This is a genomic window from Allgaiera indica, assembly GCF_900106675.1.
Classification (GTDB): domain Bacteria; phylum Pseudomonadota; class Alphaproteobacteria; order Rhodobacterales; family Rhodobacteraceae; genus Acidimangrovimonas; species Acidimangrovimonas indica.
The window spans coordinates 182,990-206,228 of sequence record NZ_FNOB01000004.1 but is presented as its reverse complement, the minus strand read 5'-3'; the positions used below and the strand labels follow the sequence as shown (position 1 = coordinate 206,228).

General features: G+C 67.2%; 25 protein-coding genes. 10 read left to right on the top strand and 15 right to left on the bottom strand.

Features of this window, described 5'->3' with window-relative positions; translation table 11 throughout:
- Positions 1–61: 61 nt before the first annotated feature.
- The 9 genes from corA (at position 62) to BLV97_RS05295 (ending at position 7,046) form a co-directional block, all read left to right on the top strand.
- Complete coding sequence (gene corA, locus BLV97_RS05335) at positions 62–1,042, top strand: magnesium/cobalt transporter CorA (RefSeq protein ID WP_210184766.1); 981 nt, start codon at positions 62–64, stop codon at positions 1,040–1,042.
- 78 nt (positions 1,043–1,120) lie between these two features.
- Positions 1,121–1,753 carry a nitrile hydratase subunit alpha gene (nthA, locus tag BLV97_RS05330; protein WP_035842926.1) on the top strand — a complete coding sequence of 211 codons (633 nt, stop codon included), beginning with the start codon at positions 1,121–1,123 and terminating at the stop codon, positions 1,751–1,753.
- Positions 1,750–2,412, top strand: a complete 663-nt coding sequence (gene nthB, locus BLV97_RS05325; protein WP_035842924.1) for a nitrile hydratase subunit beta — start codon at positions 1,750–1,752, stop codon at positions 2,410–2,412. The genes nthA and nthB overlap by 4 nt, the downstream gene beginning before the upstream one ends.
- Positions 2,393–2,698 (top strand): nitrile hydratase accessory protein, encoded by a 306-nt coding sequence (locus BLV97_RS05320; protein WP_035842922.1) that lies wholly within the window; start codon positions 2,393–2,395, stop codon positions 2,696–2,698. Before nthB ends, BLV97_RS05320 begins: the two co-directional genes overlap by 20 nt.
- Before the next feature lie 201 nt (positions 2,699–2,899).
- Positions 2,900–4,384 (top strand): flagellin N-terminal helical domain-containing protein, encoded by a 1,485-nt coding sequence (locus BLV97_RS05315; protein ID WP_035842919.1) that lies wholly within the window; start codon positions 2,900–2,902, stop codon positions 4,382–4,384.
- A 110-nt stretch (positions 4,385–4,494) separates the two neighbouring features.
- The gene (gene fliD, locus BLV97_RS05310; RefSeq protein ID WP_035842916.1) at positions 4,495–5,898 is read left to right on the top strand and encodes a flagellar filament capping protein FliD; all 1,404 of its coding nucleotides are present in this window, start codon (positions 4,495–4,497) and stop codon (positions 5,896–5,898) included.
- An 8-nt stretch (positions 5,899–5,906) separates the two neighbouring features.
- Entirely contained in the window at positions 5,907–6,275 is a 369-nt protein-coding gene (locus tag BLV97_RS05305; RefSeq protein ID WP_035842913.1) for a flagellar protein FliS, read from the top strand.
- Positions 6,275–6,610 carry a flagellar biosynthesis anti-sigma factor FlgM gene (locus tag BLV97_RS05300; RefSeq protein WP_035842911.1) on the top strand — a complete coding sequence of 112 codons (336 nt, stop codon included), beginning with the start codon at positions 6,275–6,277 and terminating at the stop codon, positions 6,608–6,610. Before BLV97_RS05305 ends, BLV97_RS05300 begins: the two co-directional genes overlap by 1 nt.
- Positions 6,603–7,046 (top strand): hypothetical protein, encoded by a 444-nt coding sequence (locus BLV97_RS05295; protein WP_035842908.1) that lies wholly within the window; start codon positions 6,603–6,605, stop codon positions 7,044–7,046. Before BLV97_RS05300 ends, BLV97_RS05295 begins: the two co-directional genes overlap by 8 nt.
- Positions 7,047–7,072: 26 nt before the next feature.
- Here the strand turns inward: BLV97_RS05295 and fliP are convergent, their stop codons facing one another.
- The 15 genes from fliP to BLV97_RS05220 are packed head-to-tail and all read right to left on the bottom strand — an operon-like array spanning position 7,073 to position 22,629.
- Positions 7,073–7,759, bottom strand: coding sequence for a flagellar type III secretion system pore protein FliP (fliP, locus tag BLV97_RS05290; protein ID WP_051646082.1), 687 nt, complete (start codon positions 7,757–7,759; stop codon positions 7,073–7,075).
- Positions 7,760–7,762: 3 nt separating this feature from the next.
- Positions 7,763–8,362: a flagellar basal body-associated FliL family protein gene (locus BLV97_RS05285; protein ID WP_035842906.1), complete on the bottom strand. Its 600-nt coding sequence runs from the start codon at positions 8,360–8,362 to the stop codon at positions 7,763–7,765.
- A 60-nt stretch (positions 8,363–8,422) separates the two neighbouring features.
- Positions 8,423–9,136 (bottom strand): flagellar basal body P-ring formation chaperone FlgA, encoded by a 714-nt coding sequence (gene flgA / locus BLV97_RS05280; protein ID WP_035842904.1) that lies wholly within the window; start codon positions 9,134–9,136, stop codon positions 8,423–8,425.
- Positions 9,126–12,635, bottom strand: a complete 3,510-nt coding sequence (locus BLV97_RS05275; RefSeq protein WP_035842902.1) for a hypothetical protein — start codon at positions 12,633–12,635, stop codon at positions 9,126–9,128. The genes flgA and BLV97_RS05275 overlap by 11 nt, the downstream gene beginning before the upstream one ends.
- A 13-nt stretch (positions 12,636–12,648) precedes the next feature.
- Positions 12,649–13,869, bottom strand: coding sequence for a flagellar hook-associated protein FlgL (gene flgL, locus BLV97_RS05270; protein WP_035842899.1), 1,221 nt, complete (start codon positions 13,867–13,869; stop codon positions 12,649–12,651).
- 10 nt (positions 13,870–13,879) lie between these two features.
- Positions 13,880–15,829: a FlgK family flagellar hook-associated protein gene (locus BLV97_RS05265; RefSeq protein ID WP_035842897.1), complete on the bottom strand. Its 1,950-nt coding sequence runs from the start codon at positions 15,827–15,829 to the stop codon at positions 13,880–13,882.
- Positions 15,826–16,641: a glycoside hydrolase family 73 protein gene (locus tag BLV97_RS05260; RefSeq protein WP_051646081.1), complete on the bottom strand. Its 816-nt coding sequence runs from the start codon at positions 16,639–16,641 to the stop codon at positions 15,826–15,828. Before BLV97_RS05260 ends, BLV97_RS05265 begins: the two co-directional genes overlap by 4 nt.
- Positions 16,641–17,759 (bottom strand): flagellar basal body P-ring protein FlgI, encoded by a 1,119-nt coding sequence (locus BLV97_RS05255; protein WP_035842895.1) that lies wholly within the window; start codon positions 17,757–17,759, stop codon positions 16,641–16,643. The genes BLV97_RS05260 and BLV97_RS05255 overlap by 1 nt, the downstream gene beginning before the upstream one ends.
- The gene (locus BLV97_RS05250; protein ID WP_051646080.1) at positions 17,720–18,391 is read right to left on the bottom strand and encodes a flagellar basal body L-ring protein FlgH; all 672 of its coding nucleotides are present in this window, start codon (positions 18,389–18,391) and stop codon (positions 17,720–17,722) included. Before BLV97_RS05250 ends, BLV97_RS05255 begins: the two co-directional genes overlap by 40 nt.
- Positions 18,388–19,182, bottom strand: coding sequence for a flagellar basal-body rod protein FlgG (gene flgG, locus BLV97_RS05245; RefSeq protein ID WP_035842893.1), 795 nt, complete (start codon positions 19,180–19,182; stop codon positions 18,388–18,390). The genes BLV97_RS05250 and flgG overlap by 4 nt, the downstream gene beginning before the upstream one ends.
- A gap of 10 nt (positions 19,183–19,192) precedes the next feature.
- On the bottom strand, positions 19,193–19,936 hold the full coding sequence (locus BLV97_RS05240; RefSeq protein WP_051646079.1) for a flagellar hook basal-body protein: 744 nt from the start codon (positions 19,934–19,936) through the stop codon (positions 19,193–19,195).
- A gap of 2 nt (positions 19,937–19,938) precedes the next feature.
- Positions 19,939–21,165: a flagellar hook protein FlgE gene (locus BLV97_RS05235; RefSeq protein WP_035842891.1), complete on the bottom strand. Its 1,227-nt coding sequence runs from the start codon at positions 21,163–21,165 to the stop codon at positions 19,939–19,941.
- A 4-nt stretch (positions 21,166–21,169) separates the two neighbouring features.
- Positions 21,170–21,826, bottom strand: coding sequence for a flagellar hook assembly protein FlgD (locus BLV97_RS05230; protein ID WP_035842888.1), 657 nt, complete (start codon positions 21,824–21,826; stop codon positions 21,170–21,172).
- Positions 21,827–21,845: 19 nt separating this feature from the next.
- Positions 21,846–22,262 carry a flagellar basal body rod protein FlgC gene (flgC, locus tag BLV97_RS05225; protein WP_051646078.1) on the bottom strand — a complete coding sequence of 139 codons (417 nt, stop codon included), beginning with the start codon at positions 22,260–22,262 and terminating at the stop codon, positions 21,846–21,848.
- Between the two features lie 4 nt (positions 22,263–22,266).
- A complete protein-coding gene (locus BLV97_RS05220) occupies positions 22,267–22,629 on the bottom strand; it encodes a flagellar basal body rod protein FlgB (protein ID WP_160169182.1) in 363 nt (120 codons plus the stop codon).
- A 303-nt stretch (positions 22,630–22,932) separates the two neighbouring features.
- Here BLV97_RS05220 and fliE point away from each other — a divergent pair, with 303 nt between their 5' ends.
- A complete protein-coding gene (gene fliE / locus BLV97_RS05215; protein WP_210184765.1) occupies positions 22,933–23,235 on the top strand; it encodes a flagellar hook-basal body complex protein FliE in 303 nt (100 codons plus the stop codon).
- Positions 23,236–23,239 lie beyond the last annotated feature (4 nt).

Here is a 23,239-nt window from a genome sequence, read left to right as displayed (position 1 = left end):
AGGAAGGGGGCCCGGCCGGGCGTGTCGAACCAAGCGAAGGTCCGGGCGAGCGAAAAGGACGATGAATGCGATGCTGAGAAATTTCATCAACGAAGCCGGGCGCCTGCGGGTGCAAGAGGGATCCCCCGACCTGACCGAACAGCTGGTCTGGGTCGATCTGATCGCCCCCTCCACCGATGAGCAGCGCGCCCTTGGCGACCGGCTGGGTATCGCCATACCGACGCAGGAAGAGATGGAGGAGATCGAGATTTCCTCGCGGCTCTACAAGGAGGACGGCGCGATCTTCATGACCGCGATCCTGCCGTCGCACGCGGATGGTGACGATCCCGAGATGCGCCCCGTTACCTTCATCCTGTCCGGGCCGCGGCTGATCACCCTGCGCTATCACGAACCCCGCGCCTTCAAGACCTTCCCGGTGCGCGCCGAAAAGGTGCCGATGGGCTGCGACAGCGGCGAAAGCGTTCTGGTCGCCCTGCTGGAGGCGATCGTCGACCGTCTGGCCGACATCCTGGAACGCGCCGGCCGCGAGGTGGACCAGATCTCGCGCGCGGTGTTTCGCTACCGGATCGACAAGCCGACGCGAAGCCGCGACTTTCAGGCGGTTCTGGAAGACATCGGCCGCAAGGGCGATCTGACCTCGAACATCCGCGACAGCCTGGTCACGCTGGAACGCCTGGTGGGCTTTCTCGGCCAGGCCACTTTGCAACTCAAAAGCGCCAAGGACATGCGCGAACGGATCAAGACGCTGTCGCGCGACATCCGCTCGCTCGAGGATCACTCCAGCTTCCTGTCGCAGAAGATCACCTTCCTGCTGGATGCGACGCTGGGGATGATCAACATCGAGCAGAACGCGATCATCAAGATCTTCTCGGTCGCGGCGGTGGTGTTCCTGCCGCCGACACTGATCGCCTCGATCTACGGGATGAACTTCAAGTACATGCCGGAACTGCATTGGGATCTGGGCTACCCCTGGGCGATCGGGTTGATGATCCTTTCGGCGATCCTGCCCTACCTGTATTTCAAGCGCCGCGGCTGGCTGTAGCCCGGCGCCGCCGGCGATTGCCCCGGCTGCGCGCCTTTGCCATAGTGATGCGCGACCGACCCAGCAAAGGCAGGGCAGATGCACGATCATCCGCACGACCACGGGCATGACCACGACAACGAGATGGACGAGATGACCGCGCGGGCCCGCGCGCTGGAGACCATCCTGGTGGAAAAGGGGTTGGTCGACCCCGCCGCGGTGGATGCGATCATCGAGACCTATGAACACCAGGTCGGGCCGCGCAACGGTGCCGCGGTGGTGGCCCGCGCCTGGACCGATCCCGATTTCGCGGATTGGCTGCGCCGCGACGCGACGGCGGCGATTTCCTCGATGGGGTTCGTCGGGCGCCAGGGCGAACACATGATCGCGGTGTTCAACACCCCCGAGCAGCACAACATGATCGTGTGCACGCTGTGCTCTTGCTACCCTTGGCCGGTTCTGGGCCTGCCGCCGACCTGGTACAAGGCACCCGCCTACCGGTCACGCGCGGTGCGCGAACCGCGCGCGGTGCTGGCCGAATTCGGCGTGACCCTGCCCCAGGACCGCAAGATCCACGTCTGGGATTCCACCGCCGAGGTGCGTTATCTGGTGATCCCCGAGCGCCCCGCCGGCACCGAGGGAATGGATGCCGAGGCCCTTGCGGCCCTGGTCACCCGCGACAGCATGATCGGCTGCGGCCAGCCCTCCCGCCCCGAGGGGGGCGCGGCATGAACGGGCCGCAGGATCTGGGCGGGCGCCATGGCTTCGGCCCGGTGGTGCCGGAAGCCGAAACCACCCGCTTCCATGCCGATTGGGAAAAGCGCGTGCTGGGCGTGACACTGGCCTGCGGCGCGCTGGGGCACTGGAACATCGACAGCTCGCGCCACGCCCGCGAAAGCCTGCCCCCCGCGATCTACTACAACGCCAGCTATTACGAGATCTGGCTGCGCGCGCTGAGCGATCTTCTGGAACGCGCGGGCGAAATCGGCGCCGACGAACTGGCCGCCGGCCATGCCATGCGCCCGGGCCTGCGTTCCGACCGGCGCCTGGCGCCCGCCGATGTCGCGGGCGTGCTGGCACGCGGCGGCCCCGCCGACCGCCCCGGCCCCGCCCCCGCCTTCGCGGTCGGAGACCGGGTGCGCACCCGCAACCACCAGCCCGCCGGCCACACCCGCCTGCCGGGCTATGCCCGCGGTCATGTCGGCCGGATCACCGCCATGCACGGCGCGCATATCTTCCCCGACCGTCACGCCCACGCGCCCGACGAAGACCCCAAACCCCTTTACACGGTACAATTCGACGCGGCCGAGCTTTACGGCGCGGGGGCCGACCCGACCCTGACCGTCAGCATCGAAGCGTGGGAGCCCTACCTTGAACACGCCGACGCCTGAGGCCCCCTTTACCGAACCGTGGCAGGCCCAGGTCTTCGCCATGACAATCGCGCTGAACGAGGCCGGACACTTTACCTGGACCGACTGGACCGCCGAATTCGGCCCCCGGGTGCAAAAGGCCGAGGCCGCAGAATACTGGCGGATCTGGTCCGAGGCGCTGGTGGCACTGCTGGAACGGCGCGGCATCGCCGGCGCGGGCGAGGTGGCGGCGCTGACCGCGCGCTGGCAGGCCGCCGCACGCGCCACGCCGCACGGGACGCCGATCGTGCTGTCCGCCGCCGATTAGGGCACGCCCCGGCGCCCCGGCTGCCCACCTGCGGGGCGAGGGCAGCCCTCTCCGCCTGCCCGGGCACCCGCCGGATCGGGCGTCAGATCACGCAATCGTCATCGTCGGGCCTGAAATTATCGCCGCACGGGTTCGAATAGAGTCATAGCGATCGGCAGCCCACCTGCCGTCGCCGACTTTAACCCCGGCAGGAGGTACATCATGTCCGGCGCCATCGGCTCCATCCTATCCAACAGCGGTGCGCTTGCCGCGCTGAACGGCATCTCGGCCGCGCAGCAGGCAAACAACAGCTACGAACAGCAACTTTCGAGCGGGCTGAAGATCAACAGCCCGTCCGACAACCCCGCGGGCTTCATCACCGCCCAAGGCTTCACCAGCCAGATCAACGGCGTGAACCAGGCCAGCAACAACGCCAACGAAGGCATCTCGCTGCTGCAAACCGCGCAGGGTGCGGTCCAGCAGCAGCTGAACGTGACGCAAAAGCTGAACTCGATCGCGGTGCAGGCCGCGAACGGCACCCAGACCCCGCAAGAGGCCCAGTCGCTGCAAGGCGTGGTGTCGCAGTTGACCGGCCAGATCACGACGATCGCGAACCAGACCCAGTTCAACAACATCAGCCTGCTCAACGGCACCTTCACCGGGATCCAGTTCCAGGTGGGCGCCAGCGAAGGCCAGACGCTGAGCCTGTCGATCGGCAACACCTCGGCCAACGCGATCGGGATGAACACGCTGGCGGCTGCTGGCGGCTCCACCGCGCTCTACACCGCGACCGGCTCGGCCGCGGCCACCGCCTCCGGCAAGGCGTTCACCGCGGGCACGCTTGCCATCAACGGCTCGAACGGGTCCGCCAACGTCGCCGTCACGACCAATGAATCGGCGGCCTCGATCGCCGCTTCGGTCAATACCGCGACCAACCAGACCAACGTCCAGGCCCAGGCCTCGACGCAGCTTGTGCTTAAGGCGACTGGCGGGGCGGGCGGCAGCTTCAACTTCACGCTGGGCAACGGGTCCGCGGCTGGCGCCACCAACACCTCGAAGATCTCGGCGACCGGCGCCTCGGGTCTGGTGTCGGCGATCAACAACGACACCGCGAAAAGCGGCATTACCGCGACCCAGAACGCCTCGGGCAACATCGTCCTGACCCAGAGCGAGGGCAAGAACATCTCGATCACCGGGGTGTCGCAGGGCACGTTCCAGGCGGTCAACACCCCGGGTGCGAAGACCTTCGGTGGCACCACCACCGGTTCGGCCTTCACCGCGGCCTCCGGCGGCGCAACGCTGGTCGCACAGGGCAAGGTCTCGTTCCAGTCCGATGCCGGCTTCAGCGTCGGCAACGCCAAGGCTATCGGCCTCGCCTCGCAGTCGAACCTGGAAACGCTGTCGTCGGTCAACGTCTCGACGGTCGGCGGTGCCAACCAGGCGATCAACATCGTCAAATACGCGATCCAGGGCCTCAACAACCTGGGCGGCCAGCTGGGCGCGACGCAGCAGCGGATGCAGGCTACGCTGAACAACCTGACCACCACCGCCAGCAACCTGCAAAACGGCCTGTCGAGCGTGCAGGACGCCAATATCCCGCAGGTCAGCCAGCAACTGACCCAAAGCCAGATCCAGGCCCAGGCGGGCGTGGCGGCACTTAAATCGAGCAGCCGGCTGCAGCAAGCGTATCTTTCACTGCTGCCCTAACCGGCACCACAGGACCGGCCAGGCGCCCAGAGGCGCCTGGCCACGTCATCCGCGATGGGTGACCGCACCAGCCCGTGCCGCGGCGCGGGCGCACTTCAGGGAGAACGCCGTTGACCAACTCTGTCTCAAGCCTGTTCTCGTCGGCCGAGGTGACCGCGATCGTCAGCCAGTTGCGGGCGCGGATCCAGGCGCCGATCACGCTGGAACAATCGCAGATCAAGGCCGACAACGCGCAGATCTCGGCGCTTGGATCGGTACGCGGCGCGCTGTCGTCGCTGAACGGCGCGCTCAGCGGGCTGTCCAATCCGGCGTCGCTAAACACGATGAAGGCCACCACCAGCGCCAGCGCGGTGGCGACGGCCTCGGCCAAATCCAGCGCCGCCAGCGGTTCCTACACCCTGTCGGGCATCAAGCTGGCGCACAGCCAAGAGGTCTACTCTGGCTCCTATGCGTCGGGCGGCGCGGCGATCGGGTCGGGCTCGGGGGCGCTGACCTTCAAATTCGGCAGCGGTGCCTCGGCAACGGTGAACGTCGCCTCTTCGGCCGATACGGTGAACGGCGTGGCCCAGGCGATCAACGCCGCCGGCAAGGGGGTGCAGGCCTCGGTGATCAACACCGCCAAGGGTGCGAAACTGGTGCTGAAAAGCAGCACCACCGGGTCCTCGCAATCCTTCACGGTCAGCGGGACGGGCGCGATGTCGGGTCTGTCCTACAACAGCAGCGGCGGCACGATGACGCTGGGCCAGGCGGCGCGCAATGCATCTTTCACGCTGAACGGCGTGCCGGTCAGCGAAACTTCGAACAGCGGCGTGTCGCTGGTCAGCGGGCTGACGCTGAACCTGGTGTCCTCGGGCTCGGCCACGGTGTCTGTGGCCAGCTCTTCCACGGGGCTGTCCTCGGCGCTGTCGGCCTTTGCCAACAAGCTCAACAGCGCGGTCGGTGAAATCGCCAAGCAGACCGCCTTTGTGGCACCCAAATCCTCGGCCAGCGCCTCGTCGAAAAGCGCGAAGTCGGGGCCGCTTTTGGGCGATGTACAGGTGCAACAGCTGAAACAGGATCTGCTGTCTGCGGTGTCCTCGGCCGCCAGCGGCGGGATGACGGCGAACGCGCTGGGCTTCACGATCTCGTCCAGCGGCAAGCTGTCGTTCAGCAGCGCCACCTTCAACACGGCTTATGCCGCCAACCCGACGGGCGCCGACAACCTGATCAAGGCGCTGGAAACCAAGGTCGGCGGCATCGTCAGCGGCGCGATCGGCACCACCGGATCGGCCGCGTCGGCGGCGGGGTCTGGCACCGGTACCGCCGCCAGCGGCTTCGTCGGGGCCGCGGCGACTGACCTGAAATCCAGCGTTGCATCGCTGAAATCGCAGATCGCCATGCAAACCCAGATCGGCAACCAGCAGGTCGCCAATCTGGAACGTGAATTCGCCAATGCCATCGGCAACACCAGCAGCGCCTCTTCCACCCTGTCCTACCTGTCGATCCTGACCGGTTCCGCCAGCACAAAAGGTTGATTACGATCATGTCAGACACTGCCGCCTTCTATCGCGACACTGCCGTCCTTTCCGAAGAGCCGACGCTGGAGACCCTGCTGATCGGCCTACGCGGGGTAAGGACCTATCTTACGCGTACCCGCCGCGCGATCGAGTTGGAGCAGACCGAAGCGAAGATCGCCGCGGTCACCGGGGCTTCTGGGCTGTTGTCCTTCCTTCAGGCGATCACCGTGCCGGACGGCCCCAGTTCCCTGGGCGGCGTGCTTGCTGGACTCTACACCAGCTATAACGTACGGCTGACCCAGGCACATGCCGAGAACGATACCGAGGCGCTGCGCGCGATCGTCGAGCAGATCGGCATGCTCGAAACGGAAATCAGGAACCTGGCTGAACGGTAATGGTCAAGATCTCTGGCATATCCAACGGAACCCTCCCCGTCGATCAGCCCAAACCCGGCACCACCCAGGCGGCAGACCGTGCGCAGCCAGGTTCGGCACCGACCACCGCCTCTCAGGTGCAGGGGGGAGAGGTCGTCTCGCTTTCCGGTCAGGCACAGGATGCGGCCGCGCTGCTGAAAGGGGTCGCCGCCGCCGATCAGCCGCACGAAGACGCACGGGTCCAGCAGTTGGCATCGCAGGTCGCCACAGGCAGCTACCGGCCGCCCGCAGCCAGGATCGCGGGCGCGATACAATCCTTCGAGCGCCTGCTGGCCCGGAAACTTGGTCGTGACTGATCCTGCCGATGCCGCCGATTTCGCCGCGGCGCTGGACGGCGCCCTGGGTGCTGCGCAATCGCTGCGCGAGGAGGCCGAGACCCTTTCGGCCAGCATCGCCACCGCGCCCCCGGCGAAGCTGCGCGCCTCCAGCCTCGCCTTCGAGGCCCGCGCCGAAACCACGCGCTCTGTGTTCGAGCGCCTGCGCGAGGTGCTTCGCCACGCCAATCACCACACGCTCGAATCCGCTTACCAGGCCCTGGTCGCCGCGCCTGGACGCCAGGCCGAAGCCGCGCAGATGCAAGAGCTGATCCGCGAATACAAGTTGGCGCGCGCGATCATCTCGCGCTCCGAGCGGCAGATAGGCGACGTGCTGCTGGAGATGAAGGAAAACCGCTGGGCCGGTGCCAACGGCCCCGACGACGATGACGGCCCCGGCCTGCACGCCGAGGCGTGATCGACCCCCGGGGCGCGACCGGCCGCCTAATGGACGACGCTGCGCGCGACCGAACCCAGCAGCAGCGACCATCCCCCGATCGACACGAACAGCAGCAGCTTGATCGGCAGGGATATCAGCGTGGGCGAGACCATGATCATCCCCAACGCCATCAGGATCGCCGCGACCGCCAGATCGATCAGCGCAAAGGGGATGTAGATCAGGAACCCGATCTGGAACGCGCTTTGCAATTCCGACGTCACGAAGGCCGGCACCAGTGTCAGCAACGGCACGTCGTCGAGGTTCGCATATTCGCCCTTGTGGCCCGAGAGGTTGACGAACAGGTGCAATTCGCGTTCGCGGACCTGTTTCAGCATGAAGGCCCGCATCGGCGCGATCGCCGCCTTGGTCGCGTCATCAAAGGAAATCTTGCGCGCCAGATAGGGTTGCAGCGCTGCGTTGTTCACCGTCTCCAGCGTCGGACGCATGACGAAGGCGGACAGGATCAGCGCCAGGGCGATCAACAGGATGTTCGGCGGCGTCGTGGTCAGTCCCAGCGCCTGCCGAAAGATCGCCAGCACCACGATGAACCGCGTGAAACTGGTCATCAGCAGCACCAGCCCCGGCAGGAAGGCCAGCAGCGTGATGATCAGCAGGGTCTGGATATCCAGCGAGAACACCTGCCCGTGCCCCTGGGTCGTCACACTGACAAGCGGAGAGGTGGCACCCTGCATGGCTTATTGCGTGACGAAGGTGGTGACATAGGCGCCGACGAAGGGCGTCTTGCCGACCTTGGCGTCGGCCTGCGACACGATGGTATTGGCCGCCTGCAGGCTGTATTCGCTGATCTGGTGCTTCATCTTCACCGGATCGCCATTGGGCGACAGCCCCGATGACATCACGTCGCTGATGATCGCCGACTTGATCATCGGCATCAGCTTGGCGAAATCCTTCGCCGCGCGCTGGCTTTCGGTCAGGAAGGACAGCGACAATTGCAGATAGGCCGGATGGGCCGTGGCGGCAGAGCCATCGGCCGCGTTCGCGTCGCCGGCGTTGCCGTTGGTGCCGGCATTCGGCGCCCGGGCGGGAATGGTGACCACGAATTGCGGAATCTCGACGAAATTGGCGTTCTCTGCGGTGGGCCGGGGCGGCGCCTTCGGCGTGGGCTTGGCCGCAGCCTTGCCCGCGGCCGAACCGGAGCCGCCGGCGACATGGGCCGCCGCGCTCTGCACCGGAAGCGAACGCAATTTCAGGTAGGCCATGATCCCCAGGCCATCGCCGACCGCCATCGCCAGGAACAGCAGGACGCCAAGGCCGATCAGAAGATATTTGGGCACGGAAAGGAAACCTTCTTGGTATTCGGGCCCCGGCGCGGCGCGTGCCGGTCGGGGCGGGATTCAGTTCGCGGCATCGTCCGACACCATCGCATAAACGCCAGACGCGGCAGGCAACCGGCGCACCACGTCGGCGCGAAGCCGACGATGCGTGGCCGAGTTTTCGACCTCGATCTCCTCGCCCGCGGTGCCGTTCTGAAGCGCGACCCCGCGGGCAGAGATCAGCAGCCCGCCCTGCCGCACCTGCAGCACGATCTTCTGACCGCTGCGCACCACGACGGGAAGATCGGTCATCGAGGTCAGGATCGGCTGCCCGGCGGCGATCGGCCCCCTGGCGCGCAGGTCCCCGGACAGACGCGCCGGTGTCACCACCGGGCCAAGCACGGCGGTGGCCGGTACCGATCGCCGCGCCGTATCCGTGCCGTCTATCGCCCCGCCCGCCGGAATCGCGCGCGTCGCCACCAGCACGGTCTTGTCATCTGCGGTCCGCACGCCCGCGTAGATCGTCCACGACGGGCTGGCGCAATGAACGGAGGCCGTCCTGAACCCCGCATTGGTCGAAGGCAGCCAGCCCACGTCCAGCGGCCCCCGGCAGGCGGGCATCATCGCGCCGCCATTGGGCAGCACCTTCACCGGCCCGCCGCCCAGCTTCGCGGCAATCGCCGCCCGGATCGCCGCGGCGCTTTCGTGCCCGCCCGCGGCCCAGGCCGCCGAAGCGATCGCCAGCGACCCCGCCAATCCGGCCGCCAGCGCGGGCGCCCCCACCTCAGGCCGCATGAGAGGCGCTTTCGCGATCCGCCGGCGCCGGGACGCCGGTGCCGGTCTCGACGGGGGCCAGCCAGTCGAGCGCGTCGCCCTTCGCGTCCAGCCACAGGGCGGGCGTGTCCAGCAGCGCCGCGCGGGCGGCCGTGTCGGGTTGGTCCCCGGTCAGCCCCTGCAGCGCGGCAACCCAGCGCGCAACCGCGCCCGAGGGCAGGGTCTTGGCCACCAATGGGGCCAGTTCGGGGCGGATCTCGCTTTCCTTGCCGGCCAGCACGCGGCAGCCCGCCGCCAGCGCCAGCGCGACGAGGTAGTCGTCGCACCAATTTGCGCCCGGTGTCGGCCGCACAAGGATCGCGGCGCCGGTCTCGGCAAAGAGCCGCGCCCAGTCTTCCTCGTAGACCGGCACGGTACGATGCGCGGCTTGGCCCGGCAGGGCGGCGGGTCTTTCCGGGCAGACCACGGTCCAGGCCAGCCGGTCCGCGGTCTCTTGCAGGATTTGCTCGATCCAGGGCACCTCGACCCCGGTTTCGCGCACCCAGATCACCCCGGGCTTGGCCTGCGCCGTGCCGGGCGTGAACCCGGCCCAGATCTCTCGCGTCAACCGCGGTCGGATCACGTCGACATCGCGCGCCCCCATCCCCCGCAGCCGCGCCGCCAGCCGGGCCGAGGTTGCAACGCTGCGCTGTGCCGCGCGCAGGATCTCGGCCGAGCCCTCGGCCGGCAGGGTCGACCACACCAGCGTATCGGCAGGGATCTCGGCCTGCGCGCCCGGCTGCAACACGCGTTGCGTGGGGTTCAGGCGGATCCAGCGGCGCCCCTGGCGCTGCGCGCGCAAGACCGAGGCCGCGTCGATCGGCTCGGCCGCGATGCCGGCCTGCAGGCGGCCCGCGCCGCGCGCGAACCGGGCCGCGGCAATGGTGCGGCCGTCCTCTGGCAGACCCGCGGTGGTGACCAGCGCGGCGGCATCGGCATCGACCAGACCGGCGCGGCCTTCCAGGATCAGCGGCGATCCGGAGATCGTCATCGCCGGATGGTGATGGGTGCCGCGATAGGGAATTTCCCGGGCCGCGGCGACTTCCGGGTCGCGGGCGGTGCCGGGGTCTGGGATCTCGACCTGACGGCGGGGCGTCCAATAGGCCGTCAGCGCGGGGCCGTCGGGCCCGGCCCGCAACCCGGCGCAAACCGCGGCCCAGCTATCGGCCCTGGGATCGAAGGCGGCGCCGGCGCGCAGGGCCACGATCGGGCCGTCGACCGCATCGACCGGCTGGGTCGTCGCCAGCCACCCGCCCGGCCCCGGAGAGCTGGCCTCGTATCCCTCGCCGACACGGGCCTCGGCACCAAAGAGCAGCGGCCCGCGCAGGCGCGCGCTGCGCTCGCCATCGCGAAAGAACGCCAGCGGCGCAACCGCGCCGGCATCATCCAGCCTGTCCAGCAAGGCGGCCAGCACGCCCAGCACGTCGGCCTCGGACGGCGCGCAGACCGGATCGACCAGCGCCACATGATTGCCCGGCCGGATCTGCCCCAGCCGCGCCAGCGTCGCCCCCAGATGCGGCGCGGCTTCGACCACCCGGATCGAGGGGTGGTTGGGCGTGACCTCGGCCGCCACCTTGTCAAGGAAATGCGTCATCGCCTCGGTCGTCTCTTCGCCGTCATGGGGCCGCAGGAAGGCGATGCAGGAGGCCTTGCCATCGTGCTGGGGCAACAGCTTGTTCACCGCCAGTTGCACCACGTCGGGGGTGATCGGCGCCCGGCACAGGATGCCCAGCGTCACCGCGGGATCGGGCTTGGCGGGATAGTCGACCGCGAACAGCCCCGCGATCGCCCCGGCGCGCACCGTGCCGCCCGCCGCGGTCCGTTCCAGATGCGCCGCGATCGAGGCGCGGGCGCTTTCGGTCGCAACCTCCAACGCGACGCCGTCGCGGCGGGTGTTCTCGCCGCGCACGAACAGCGCCTCGGGCAGCGCCTCTATGCGCTTGCCGGCGCCGGCCAGGCGGATCTGCATGTCCTGTTCCTCGGCGCCCGGGAACAGATCGGGGCGAAAACCGCCCAGATCGGCCACCGTGGCGCCCCGGTACCAGACCCAATCGCCCACGAAGCACGATTCCAGCAGGCGCGGCAGCGACATCGCCGGCTTCGCCCGGATCCATGGCCCGCCCGGGCTGGGCGCGATCTCGTCGCAATAGATCATGTCCGCCCCGGAGGCGACGGCGCGCAGGGTGAAGCGGGCGATCGCGTCGGGTTCGATCATGTCGCCGGCATTGACGATCGCGGCGTAATCGGTGCGCGCCTCGGACAGCGCGGCGAACAGGGCGGCCGTCATCTCCGGCTCGGTGTCGAAGCGGCGCTCCATCGTCAGGCCGGCGCCGTCGAAATCCAGGCCCGGCGCGGCGGAGAAGGCAATCTTCACCTCTGGCTGGCACCAGTTCTGCGCGACCGAGTCCAGCGTGTCGCGCAGCTGCGCCTGGGTGCAGCCCTCGGGGCAGGCGATCAGCAGGCTAAGGCCCGGCAGGCCACCATGGGCCTTGCGCGCGCGTTCCAGCAAGGCCTTCACCCGGGCTTCCTCGACCGCGTCGCCGCGCTCGGGCGGACGGATCGGATGGGTCTTGGCCGCCCCCGCGATCTGCACGCCGCGCCCGGCGGGCATCGCCACCAGCAGGCCCTGGCCCACCCCCGGCGCGGCACGATTGCCCGATTGGCCCAGCTCGGCCACGAAACCGGCGATGTCGGTGCTGCGGGCGCGCAGCTCATCCCAGACCTCGGCCCCCGCGCCCTCGACGATCGCGGCCTCGATCTCGGCCGCCAGCCGGGCCAGAGGGCGAAACAGCCCCTCGGCCCCGGCCTCGTCGGACCGGTTCAGCGCCTTGGTGACGAAGCCGATATTGCGCCCGTCGGCCACCTCGATCCCGATCTCGGCCAGCGCCCGGCGCACCGTGCCGTCGGCTTCGCGCAAAAGGTCCGGATACTGGACCCAGGCACGCGGCAACCCGCGCGCGCCGTGTTCGGCCGAGGTGATGTAGCTGGCCCAAAGCGCGATCGCATGGGCCCGCGTCAGGTTGTTCTTCGTCGCCTGACTGGTCGCCACGGCATAGGGAGAACGATGCGTATGCAGCACCTTCACCCCATAGCCCGCATCGCGCGCCGCCTGTTCATACAGCGGCAGAAGCCGGCACATATGCGGGTGCTTCACCGCCACCAGCGGCGCCCCGGCGAACTGGCGGGTCAGGATCTCGGCCAGCATTTCGCGCTGCAGCTGCACGTCGGCGCGGTCGATCCAACCCTCGGGCAGGGGGGAAAGGTCGCTCCAGTACGATTGCATCAGTTCGAGGACGCGGATGTCGAACTTGATCAGCTCGGTCGATTCGAAGAACCCCTTGGGGTTCGATTCGTTGCTTTCGGCGTCGCTGCTGATCTGAACCCCCAGATCGGCGAGCGATCCGCACAGCGCCGAGGTGCCGCTGCGGTAATAGCCGACGACCAGGATGGCCTGCCTTTCATCGCTGCGCAGATCGTTCATGATGGGTTCCGCTTCAGAGATACTTGAAAAGATTGAGCTGCGAGGCGACCGAGAAGGCCTTCATCGCCGCCTGCAGCGCCGAGGAGCGGTTCTGCAACTCGCTCAGCACCTGGGGGGTGTTGGCCGACACCAGGGCGCTGGCGTTTTCCTTGGCGCTGGTACTGGCACGGGCATTCGACGTCGCGGCCGCACTGGTGGCCTGCAAGACCACCCCGGCCTTGGCCGAGGCCCCGGCCAGGCGGTGCTGATACTGCACGATGGTGGCCAGCGAATTGCCGATCAACTGCCGCGTCTGCGCCCGCACCGCCGGCGTGGTCCCGGGCGAGGCCAGCGCCGTCTGGATCTGCTTGACCAGATCGAAGATCGACTGCGGCCGCGACGGCGCCATGGTGAAGCTGTCGCCCGCCTTGGGTTGGCCCGCCACGGTCAGTTCCACCCCGTCGAGGGTGATCGTGGTGCTGGCCCCGTTCGCGGTGTTCACCGGCCCGCTGCCGATCGTGCTGCTGCCCGAGGTGGCGGTATAGCTGACCGCCCCGTTGGCCGAACTGGAAAACGCCAGCGTCACCGGGGTGCTGCCGCTTTGGAAGGCGGCGGCGGCGGCGGCGTCGGACACGCCCGTGGCCATCACCGTGCCCGATCCGGTGTTCGACGCCGACGCGGTGACCGAGGCGAAGCCGTTGCCGGATCTGGCATTGGTGAACACATCGCCGCTAAGCGCCGCGTTGACCGTGACTCCGGGGGATATCTCGACCGCCGAAGTGCCGTCGTTGCCCATGTAGCTGACCCCGCCCGCGGCGTCGGTCACGAAGGGCTGGGTCTGCCTGGCGGTGCCGGCAAAGACGTAGTTTCCGTTGCTGCCCTGGGTATTCGCAAGGCTCAGGATCTGTTGCAGCCCCTCGCCCACCTGCTGGCTGAGGGCCTGGAAATCCTGGTTGCTGGTGGTGCCGTTCGCCGCCTGCAGGGCGATGCTTTGGATATGGTCCAACGCGCTTGTCGCCTGATCCATCGCCATGGTGGCGGTGCCCAGATTCTGCTGCAGGTTCACCTGGCCGGCGTTCAGCGCATCCAGCCGCCGCACCGTCGCCTGATCGGCCTGATTGCCGATATAGGCGGCGGGGTCGGTTCCCGCGGTCGGCACCTTGGAGCCGGTCGAAAGCTGCTGTTCCAGCGTGGCGATGCGGGCCTCTTGTCCGGCAAAGCCCTGCCCGGCACGGGAGTAGAAGGAATTGTCCATCGTGCGCCTCCTAGACGACCTGGATCAGGGATTGGAACATCGAATTGGCGGTCGAGATCACCTTTGCGGCGGCCTGATAGGCCTGCTGGAACTCGGTCAGCAGCGCGGCCTGGTTGTCCAGGTTCACGCCCGCGACTTTCGACAGGTTGGATTGCGCCGTCGTCAGGCTGGAGGCCGTGTTCGCGACCAGCGATTTCGCCTGCGCCGAAGCCGTGCCTGTACTGCCGATCAACGACAGGACCGAGCCCTGCAGCGACCCGCCCGGCAGCGTCGCATCGGCGGTGTTCCACAATCCCGACATGCGCTGCGCGTTGGAGCCGCTGTTCAACCCCCCCGGGTTCAGCGTGGCGACGTCTCCCGGCGCCGGCGCCCCCGACAGGGTAACCTGCCAATAGCTGCCCGCCGCCGCCCCACCCGCGGGATAGGCCACGGCGATGTTCGCGTTGCCGCCCGTGAAACTGCCGCTGCTGACGGTGGAACCGGTGCTCTTGTCGACCACGTTGTAGGCCGACGAACTGGTGAACCGGACTTCCAGGTCGTGACCGAAGGCACTTGCCGGGACCACGGCAGCACCGCCCGTAGGGGTGGCGGTCACGCTGTCCGAGGCCTCGTTGATCGTGCCGGCGTTGTTGTTCGTCACCGCGCCGCTGGCGGAAACGGTGCCTGCGACCAGCACATAGGGATCGGCCACCGCCAGGGCGGCGGGGTCGGTGGTGGTCAGACGCAATGCGGCGGCCGCGCCGGGCTCGGGGGCGATGCGAAAGCTGTCTCCGGGGTTCGGGGTGCCGGTGACGGCGATGTTCATGCCGTTCAGCGTCAGCGGGCTACCGTTGCCCAGCGCGGTGGACTGGCCGCTGCCGGGCACCGTCGCGGTCCATCCGGCGGTGGAATAGCTTAGCGTATAGCCCTGGCCATTCGATGGCAGGGCGCCCGCATTGGTGATGCTGGGGGCAAGCGTGGCGCTGCCGGTGTTGCCCGCGCCGGGCGTCACACTGGGCGGCGTGGTCTGGAACAGCGCCTTGCCAGAGGCGCCGGTGCCGTCCAGCCCCTGGGCCTGGGACTGGTTCACCAGCCCCGCCAAGGTGCCCGCGATCCAGTCCAGCCGCTTGCCCGCGGCGCTGGTCGATGCAAAGCCCGCAAGCAACCCGCCAAGCGAGCCTCCCGACCCCGACAGCGACAGCGGCGACTTGTCCGGGCCGGTGCTCAGCACCGGTTGATCGCCGGGCCGGGGCTGGCTGACGTCGATCTGCTGCGCGCCGGCCTGATCGACCAGCACGGTGCCGCCGCTCATCACCGCGACGGCGCCACTGTCGCCCAGGGGTACGGTGCCCAGGTTCATGTAGGACGACAGCTTGGTCAGCGCCGCCTGCTGCTGATCCAGCAGCGCGGCGTCCTTGGGGCTGGACTGAAGTTGCTTGTTGATCGCGGCCAGCTGGGTCAGCAGCGCGTTGGCCTGCCCCACCTGCTGGGTGATCTGGGTGCTGATCTGCGCGTTTTGCTGCACCAGCGCCCCGGAAGCGGAATTGAACGTGCCCGCCAGCGTCTGCGCATCGGCCATCACCGTGCCAATCTGGGCAGTGTTCGTCGGGTCCGACGCCAGCGTCGCCAGATCGGAAAAGAAACTGCCGGTGGCGGTGGTGATGTCGCCGCTGCCGGTGAACGCCTGGTCGATCGCGGTCAATGCCGACGACAATGCCGAGGCGGCGTTGCTTGCGGCGGTGGCGGAATAGACGCCCGCGGCCTGCACCGCATCCGTCGCGCGCTGCACCAGCGCCGGATCCAGCACCCCGGCGCCGGCACGACCGCCGGCGTTGCGCGCGGTCTGCGCATCGACACTACGCACCGCATAGCCGGTCGTAGCCTGGTTGGCGATATTGTTGCCGATCGTGTTGATACCTTCCGAGAAAGCATCCAGCCCCGACAGGGCGGCGGCAACGGCCGAGTTCAATCCGGATGTCATAGCGTCGCTCCTTCAACGGCGTGCAGCACCGATTGCATCAGCGGCGATTGCGCGGTGGCGACGATCTTGCGGGCATAATTGCTGTCGGTCGCATAGCCGCCGCGTGCCAGCGCATCCGCATATTGCGCGACCGACCCGGCCCCCATCGCCTGGGGATAGACCCGCCGGATCAGCCCCGCGTAATGCGTCAGGCAATCGGCTCCGGAACCGAAGGCGGCAAAGCGGGCCTCGGTCGGGGTCAGCGCGCCGCCCACCTCTTCGTGGGTTGCGGCCCGGGTCGCGGCCTGGGCACCCACGGCCTTGATCCCGAACAGGTTGTTGCCCGGCGTCGAGGCGCCCCAGCCGGTTTCCAGCGCCGATTGCGCCAGGATCGCGACGGGCGGCACCTGCAGGCTGGCCGCCGTCGCCTTGATCGCGGGCCAGACCGCGCGTGCATAGCTGACCGCCCTTGCCTCGGGTGCCAAAGCGGCCGCGCCCTGCACCCCGGCATGGGCCGACAGTGCTTGCAGGGTAGAGGGCGCCTGCAGGCCGGACGAAGTGCCAGATCCACCGATCTCGGTCTTCAACTGGGCCACGATCTGCCGCGTCAGCCCGCTATCCGTGCTGCCGAACATCTTCGAGGCCAGCGCCCGCGTCGCCAGCCCATTATAAAGCTGCGATCCGGTGCCCAGCGACCCGGCCGGCAGCGCCGAGCGGGTCATCGAGGTCAGCACCTGCTCCCACAGCAGGGCCTCCAGCTTCTCGGCCTCGGCCACCAGCTTCAGGCCCTGGGGGCCGGTCTCGGCCGGGTTGCGCGGCGAGGTAACCAGCATCAGACCACCTTGACCCGGGCGTCCAGCGCCCCGGCCTCCTTCAGCGCCTCGACGATGGCGATCAGATCCGACGGCTTGGCGCCGATCTTGTTCAGCGCGGCGGCGATCTGCGCCAGCGTGGTCGCGGCCGGCAGGGTAACGACATGGCCGGCGGATTGCCGGGCAGTGATGTTGGCGTTCTGCACCCCCACGGTGTTGCCCCGCGCCAGGGGGTTGGGCTGGCTGACGCTGTTGGCCGCCTGGATCGACACCGTCAGATTGCCGTAGGACACGATCGCCGGCCGCAGGCGCACGTCGCCGCCCATCACGATCGTGCCCGACTGGGCATCGACGATGACCGCGGGCGGCGGTGCCTCGGGCGTGACCTGCACGCCCAGCACCCGCGCCATGAAGGCCACGGCGCCAAGCCGGCCGTGGCGCCGCACCTCGACCACATCGGGCGACGTCGCCCGCGCCACGCCACGGCCCAGCGCGCGATCTATCGCCGTGGCGATGCGGGTGGCGTTTTCATAGCTGGGCCGTTTCAGCAGCAGCCTGGCCGATCCGTAATGCGACCAGGTGGCGGTGGGAATGGCGCGCGACATCACCGCGCCATCGGGAATGCGCCCGACCGTCGGCGTGTTGCGGCGCACCGAAGATCCCGACTTGGCCGCCGCGAACCCGCTGACCAGCAGCGGCCCCTGCGCCTGGGCATAGACATGGCCGTTGCTGCCCTTCAGCGGCGTCGGCAACAGCACCCCGCCCGACAGCGAGGTCGCGTTGCCCAGCGCCGCGACGGTCACCGTCAGGTTCGATCCGGGTTCCGTATAGGGCGGCACCTGGGCCGTCACCATGACCGATGCGACATCGTTGGGCTGCATGAAGGCGGTCTTGGGCAGGGTGATCCCCTCATGCGACAGCATGTTGGTGATCGCCTGCTGGGTATAGGGGATCTGGGTGGTCTGATCACCCGTTCCCGGCAGGCCCACGACCAGCCCGTAGCCCACGATCTGGTTGTCCGGCGCGCCCGCCAGCGTCACCAGCCGCCGGACCCGGTCGGCCCGGGCCTGCGATGCCGCCAGCGGCAGTGCCAGCCCGATCAGAACGGCGAATATTTGGACAGCGTGCTTTCGAGCCATGGGACGTGATGCGCCGAATTGATGTCGCCGATGCCGACGTATTGGATGTTGGCATCGGCCAGTTGCGATGAATCGAGCGTGTTGTTCGGCCCGATGTCCTGCGGACGGGCAAAGCCGGTCACCTCGATCCCGGTGACATTGCCGTTGATGTTCACGTTGGTGCGGCCGCGCAGCGCCAGAACGCCGTTCGGCTCGACCCGGGTGACAACGGCGGCCAGTTCGGTCGTGACGTTGTTCGAACCGCTCGTGGTGCCGGCGCCGGCGAAGGCGGTCTTGCTGGAAAGCTGCAAGGTCGGCTTGTAGCCCAGGATCTGGGTGCCGCTGTCGTTGAAGGTCGCGCTTTTCTTCAGATTGCCGTTGTCGCTGTTTTGCGCCGTGGTCGATAGCGACACGTTGACCGTGACGATATCGCCAGGCTGCCAGTCGGCCTGGTTGCCATAGGGCGATCCGGTCGCGTTCACCGGCACGACGGATCCGTTCACCGCATCGGGCGCCGCACGGGCCTGCACCGGAAACTGCGCGGGCTGCACGAACAGCCGCTTGCTGGGCGCCTTGGTCGCGCAACCCGACAGCACCACGGCAAGCGCCAGGCCCGCGGCCGGGGCCGCGATGGATCGGCGCGCGCGGATCATGCACTGGCGGCCATCGCGGACAGCTCGCTCAGCGTACGCCCGGCGGCCGAGGCCGCGTTGGTGCCCAGCTGATAGGCGCGCTCGGCCGCGATCAGATTGACCATGGAATCGACCACGCTGGTGTTCGACTGCTCCAGAAAATTCTGGTTGACCGAGCCCAGCCCGTTCGCCTGCGGGTTCCCGGTGATCGCGGCGCCGCTGGAATTCGTCTGCAGGAACAGGTTGTTGCCGATCGGCTGCAGACCCTGCGGGTTGACGAAATTGGCCAACTGGATCTGCCCCACCACCGCCGCGTTGGACGACCCCGGCGTGGTGGCCGAGATCGTGCCGTCCTGGCCGATGGTCACGCTGGTGGCGTTCGGCGGAATGGTGATGTTGGGCAGCACCTGATAGCCGTCGGCGGTGACCAGATGGCCGTTCTGGTCCAGCTGAAAGGCGCCGTCGCGGGTATAGGCGATCTGGCCGTTGGGTTGCAGCACCTGGAAATAGCCCGCGCCCTGGATCGCCATGTCCAGGGGCTCGTTCGTCTGTTTCAGGTTGCCCTGGGTCAGCACCGGCACCGTCGCCGCGACCCGCACCCCGGTGCCCATGTCATAGCCCGACGGGTACAGCGTGTTGCCGCTGGACGAGGCGCCCGGCTGGATATGCTGCTGATAGGCCAGCGTCTCGAACACCGGATCGGATTTCTTGAAGCCCACGGTGTTGAGGTTGGCGAGGTTGTTCGAAATCGAATCGATCTCGACCTGTTCGGCCGAAAGTCCGGTGGCGGTGGTGGAAAGCGCGGGAAGCATGGGGTCTCCGTCAGGACATGAGGATCTGGTCGAGGGCGGTCTGCGTCTGGGCGGTCTTGCCCATCACCTGGGTTTCCAGCTTGTAGGACTTGGACACGTCGATCAGGTCCATCATCGCCTTCACCTGATCGACATTGCTGCCCTCCAGCGCGCCCTGGGTAACGGTGGCCGCCGGCGCCGGTTGCGGCGCGGTGCCGGGCGGCAGGGCGTAAAGCGAATTGGCCAGCGGCCGCAGCGCGCCGCCCGCCGGGGTCTGGGCCAGGAACAGCTTGCCGAAATTCTGCGCCTGCCCGCCCACCGCGCTGGCGGGAATGCCGGAAATCGAGCCATCGCGCGCGATGGTGATGTCACGCAGCGCCGGCAGGCTGATCGGGGTGCCGTTGGCGCCCAGCACCGGCTGGCCGCTGGCGGTGGTCAAGAGGTTCTGGGCGTTCTGGGCCAGGTGGCCGTCGCGCGTCAGCGCCTGGCCGCCGTTTTCGGTCTGCACCACCAGCCAGCCGCCCTGCACCGCCACGTCATAGGGGGCGCCGGTCTGGGTGACCGGCCCGGCCGAGGTATCGGTGGCCTCGCCCAGCGCGATCACATCGGCCCCGCCGGGCGCCGCCTGGCCGTGATAGGGCAGCGCCATCGCCGCCGTCTGTTGCGCGGCATAGCCCTGCGTGTTGGCGTTCGCGAGGTTCTGCGCGACGGTATCGAGACGCTCCGAAGAGGTCTCGAGCCCGGCCATCGAGGTGTAGAGCCCGCCCAGCGCCATGGTCAGCTCAACTGCAGCAGCTTCTGGACATCCCGCTGGGCGCCCTGGATCACGCTGGTATTGGCCTGGTAGGCCTCCTGGTAGTTCAGCAGCTCGACCAGCGCGTTCGAGGTCTGCACGTTGGATTTCTCCAGCGATCCCGACACCAGCGTGCCGTTCACCCCGGCGCCGGCCTGATTGACGGCGGCAACCCCCGACTGGGTGCTGGGCTGGAACAGATTGCCGCTGGTCGGCGTCAGGCCCTGGTTGTTGATGAAGCTGGCCAACGCCAGCGTCGCCACGGTTTTCGACTGGCCGTTCGAATAGCTGACGTTGACGTTGCCCTTTGCGTCGACCGCGGTGCCGGTATAGTTGCCGGCCGCATAGCCGTCATTGGTCAGCGAATTGACGGCGAAGCTCTGGTTGCTCAGCGTGGTGCCGGCGAAATCAAAGCCGATGTTCGACGACGCCGCGCCATTGCCCCAGTTCACGTTCAGGGTGGCCGAACCGCCGCCGGTCAGCGCGCCGCTGCTGTTGAAGGTCAGGGTGGTCAACGTGGCGGGCGTGCCCACGCTCGACCCCGACGCGCTTTGGGGCTGCGCATAGATCGTCCAGGGATTGGGGGTCGTCGCCGAGGCCGACGACGGCTGCCGCGCAAAATACAGCTGCACCCGGTTGGCGTTGCCCAAGGTGTCGTAGGCGGTCACCGACGTCGCCTGATCGTAGGTCGCGGGATTGCTCGGACTGAAGGCCGAGGTGATCACGGGGTCGGCCGAATTCAGCGCCGCGTTCAGATTGACCTGACCGGTGGCCTTGGCGGGTTCCGGGCCGGTCGAGATCGTCACCGGACCCAGCAGCCCGTTGGCCTGCCCGTTCGCCTTGACCCCAAAGCCCTGCACCGCTGACCCGTTGCCGTTCAGCAGTTCGCCCGTCGGGCTAAGCTGAAACGCGCCATCGCGGCTGTAGCTGGTGGTGCCGTCCTTCGCGGTGATGAAGAAGCCATTGCCCTGGATCGCCAAGTTCAGGGGATTGCCCGTGGTCATCAGGTTCCCTTGCGAGAAATCCTGCTGGGTGCCCGCCGCTGCGGCACCCTGACCGACGCCGTTGGTGCCGCCGGCCGCATAGATGTCCGAGAATTGCGCCGAGCCGGACTTGAACCCGACGGTTCCGGCATTGGCCAGGTTGTTCGAGACGACGTTCAGTCCGTCCTGGGCGTTGAGCAGCCCCGAAAGAGCGGTATTGAGGGACACGGGATCAGCCTCCGAGAATACTGACGATTTGGGTGAGGTCCGCCGGCTGCGCGGCACCGGCGAGGGAAAGGGTGGGCGTGCCGCCGGTCAGGTCGATGTTGCGCACCTGGGTGTTGGTATAGGTGGTGGCCGCGACGTTCGAACTGCCCGACGACGCGCTGACCTTGTAGCTGTAGACATGGCCGGCGGCGCCGCCTGTCCAGCTGAAATCGTTCATTCCCGACGGCAGGTTGGACAGCTGCTGGCTATACACCACCTTGCCGCTTTGCGGATCGGTGATCGTGACAGTGGCAGAGCTGGCAGGCCCGGCCAGGCTGAACCCGGCGATGACCCGACCGTTGGCATTGGCCACGGCCAAGGGATTGCCGGCGATCGCGACGGTCTTGCCGATCAGGTTCGCGGCCTGGCCGATCTCTGCCGCGCCGGCCCCGGCGCCGATCTTGCTGACCTCTTGCGTCAGCGCATTGATCCCGCTGACGGTCGAAAGCTGGGCAAATTCATTCGCCAGATCCTGCGGCTTGGTGGGCGAGGTCGGATCCTGGTGCTGCAACTGGGCAGTGAGCAGGCGGATGAAATCGGCCTGGTTCAGCCCGCTCAGCCCGGCCGAGGCGCCGGCCGACGCAGTACCCGGACTTGCCGCGGTGGAGGGAACGCTGGTCATCGCGGGGTCTCCTTCGACATCAGGCAATGAAACTGCGCAACATCGCCTGATCGAGCTTGTTGCTCTGATCCAGGACGGCGATATCGGCGGCGTAATTCTGCGTCGCGCTGATCAGATCGGTCATCTGCTGCGCGGGGTCGACGTTAGAACCCTGTACATAGCCCCGCGCATCGGCACGCGGATTGCCCGGATCATAGGTCATCTTCGGCGGCGCCGCGCTTTCGACCACCCCTGCCACGACGACCCGATCGGCGGCCGAGCCGTTCAGCGCAGGCTCGGCCGCGAAGACCGGCTCTCGCGCACGGTAGGGTTGGGCGCCGGGGACGGTGACCGAATCCGCATTGGCGATGTTCGAGGCGATCAGCCCCATACGCTCGCGCTCGGCCAGCAGGCCCGAGCCGATGATCGTGGTGACGTCGGGGATGGGGCCACTCATGTCGTCAGATCCCGTTCGGGTTGGGGCGCATCGCGGTGATCAAATCGGAGGTGGACTGATGCAGATACGTCACCTCCGACCGCATGGCGCCAATGTTGGAAAGGGATTCCAGCTTTTCCGCCGTCATAGAAACGTCATTTCCGTCCAATCCCACAGGAAATTCCGTCTTGTAGCCGATCTTACCCGTCGGGTTCGGATCGTGACCGCGAAGTGCCGCGTTTAGATCCTTTTCAAAATCTATATCCTTAGATTTATACGCAGGCGTATTCGCGTTTGCAATGTTTGACGCGACAAGACTTTGTCTCTGCTCTCGTAGAGACAGGTCTGCCTGTGCAAAAACGAGGAACGGAGGACTAGAAACGGACATTATTTTGCCCTTCCGAATTTTATTACCCTGTGCGCCCCTACTACCCCTATCGCATCCCCGAAAAATGAACTCAATAACACAACCTATAACGGAATCGTGTAAACTACGATTTACTAGAAAGTTCATGTAAAAACAATGTATTAAATGATCACAACTGTTTGTTATCGCCTCGCCACACTCTTGCTAAAATGATGCCCCATTTCACGGTTCCTTCAATGTTTGCAAGAGTTGACGAGACGGTGAGTTGACCTTCCCGCCGCCATTTAATTATGGCCGATGACATGTAATAGAAGGAGGGAAATCATGACAGTCCCGACTCTTGCCTCTTTAGGCGTGCCGGAAATGGGTTCCGCTCTTCCCACATCTTCGCAATCAACGGGAGATGGATCGTTTCTTGGCGCCGTTCACGCCGCCCTCGATGCTGTCAGCCAGGCACAGGGCGCCGCATCCGATGCGGAAACAGCGGTCGCCGCCGGAAAACCAGGTGCTTCGCAAGCTTCCGCCTTGATTCTTTCCGATCGCGCCGAACTTGGCTGGACGGGCGTCGTCGCTGTCCGCAATGAAATCGTTTCCGCCTATCAAACGCTCACCAATATGCAGATCTGATCAT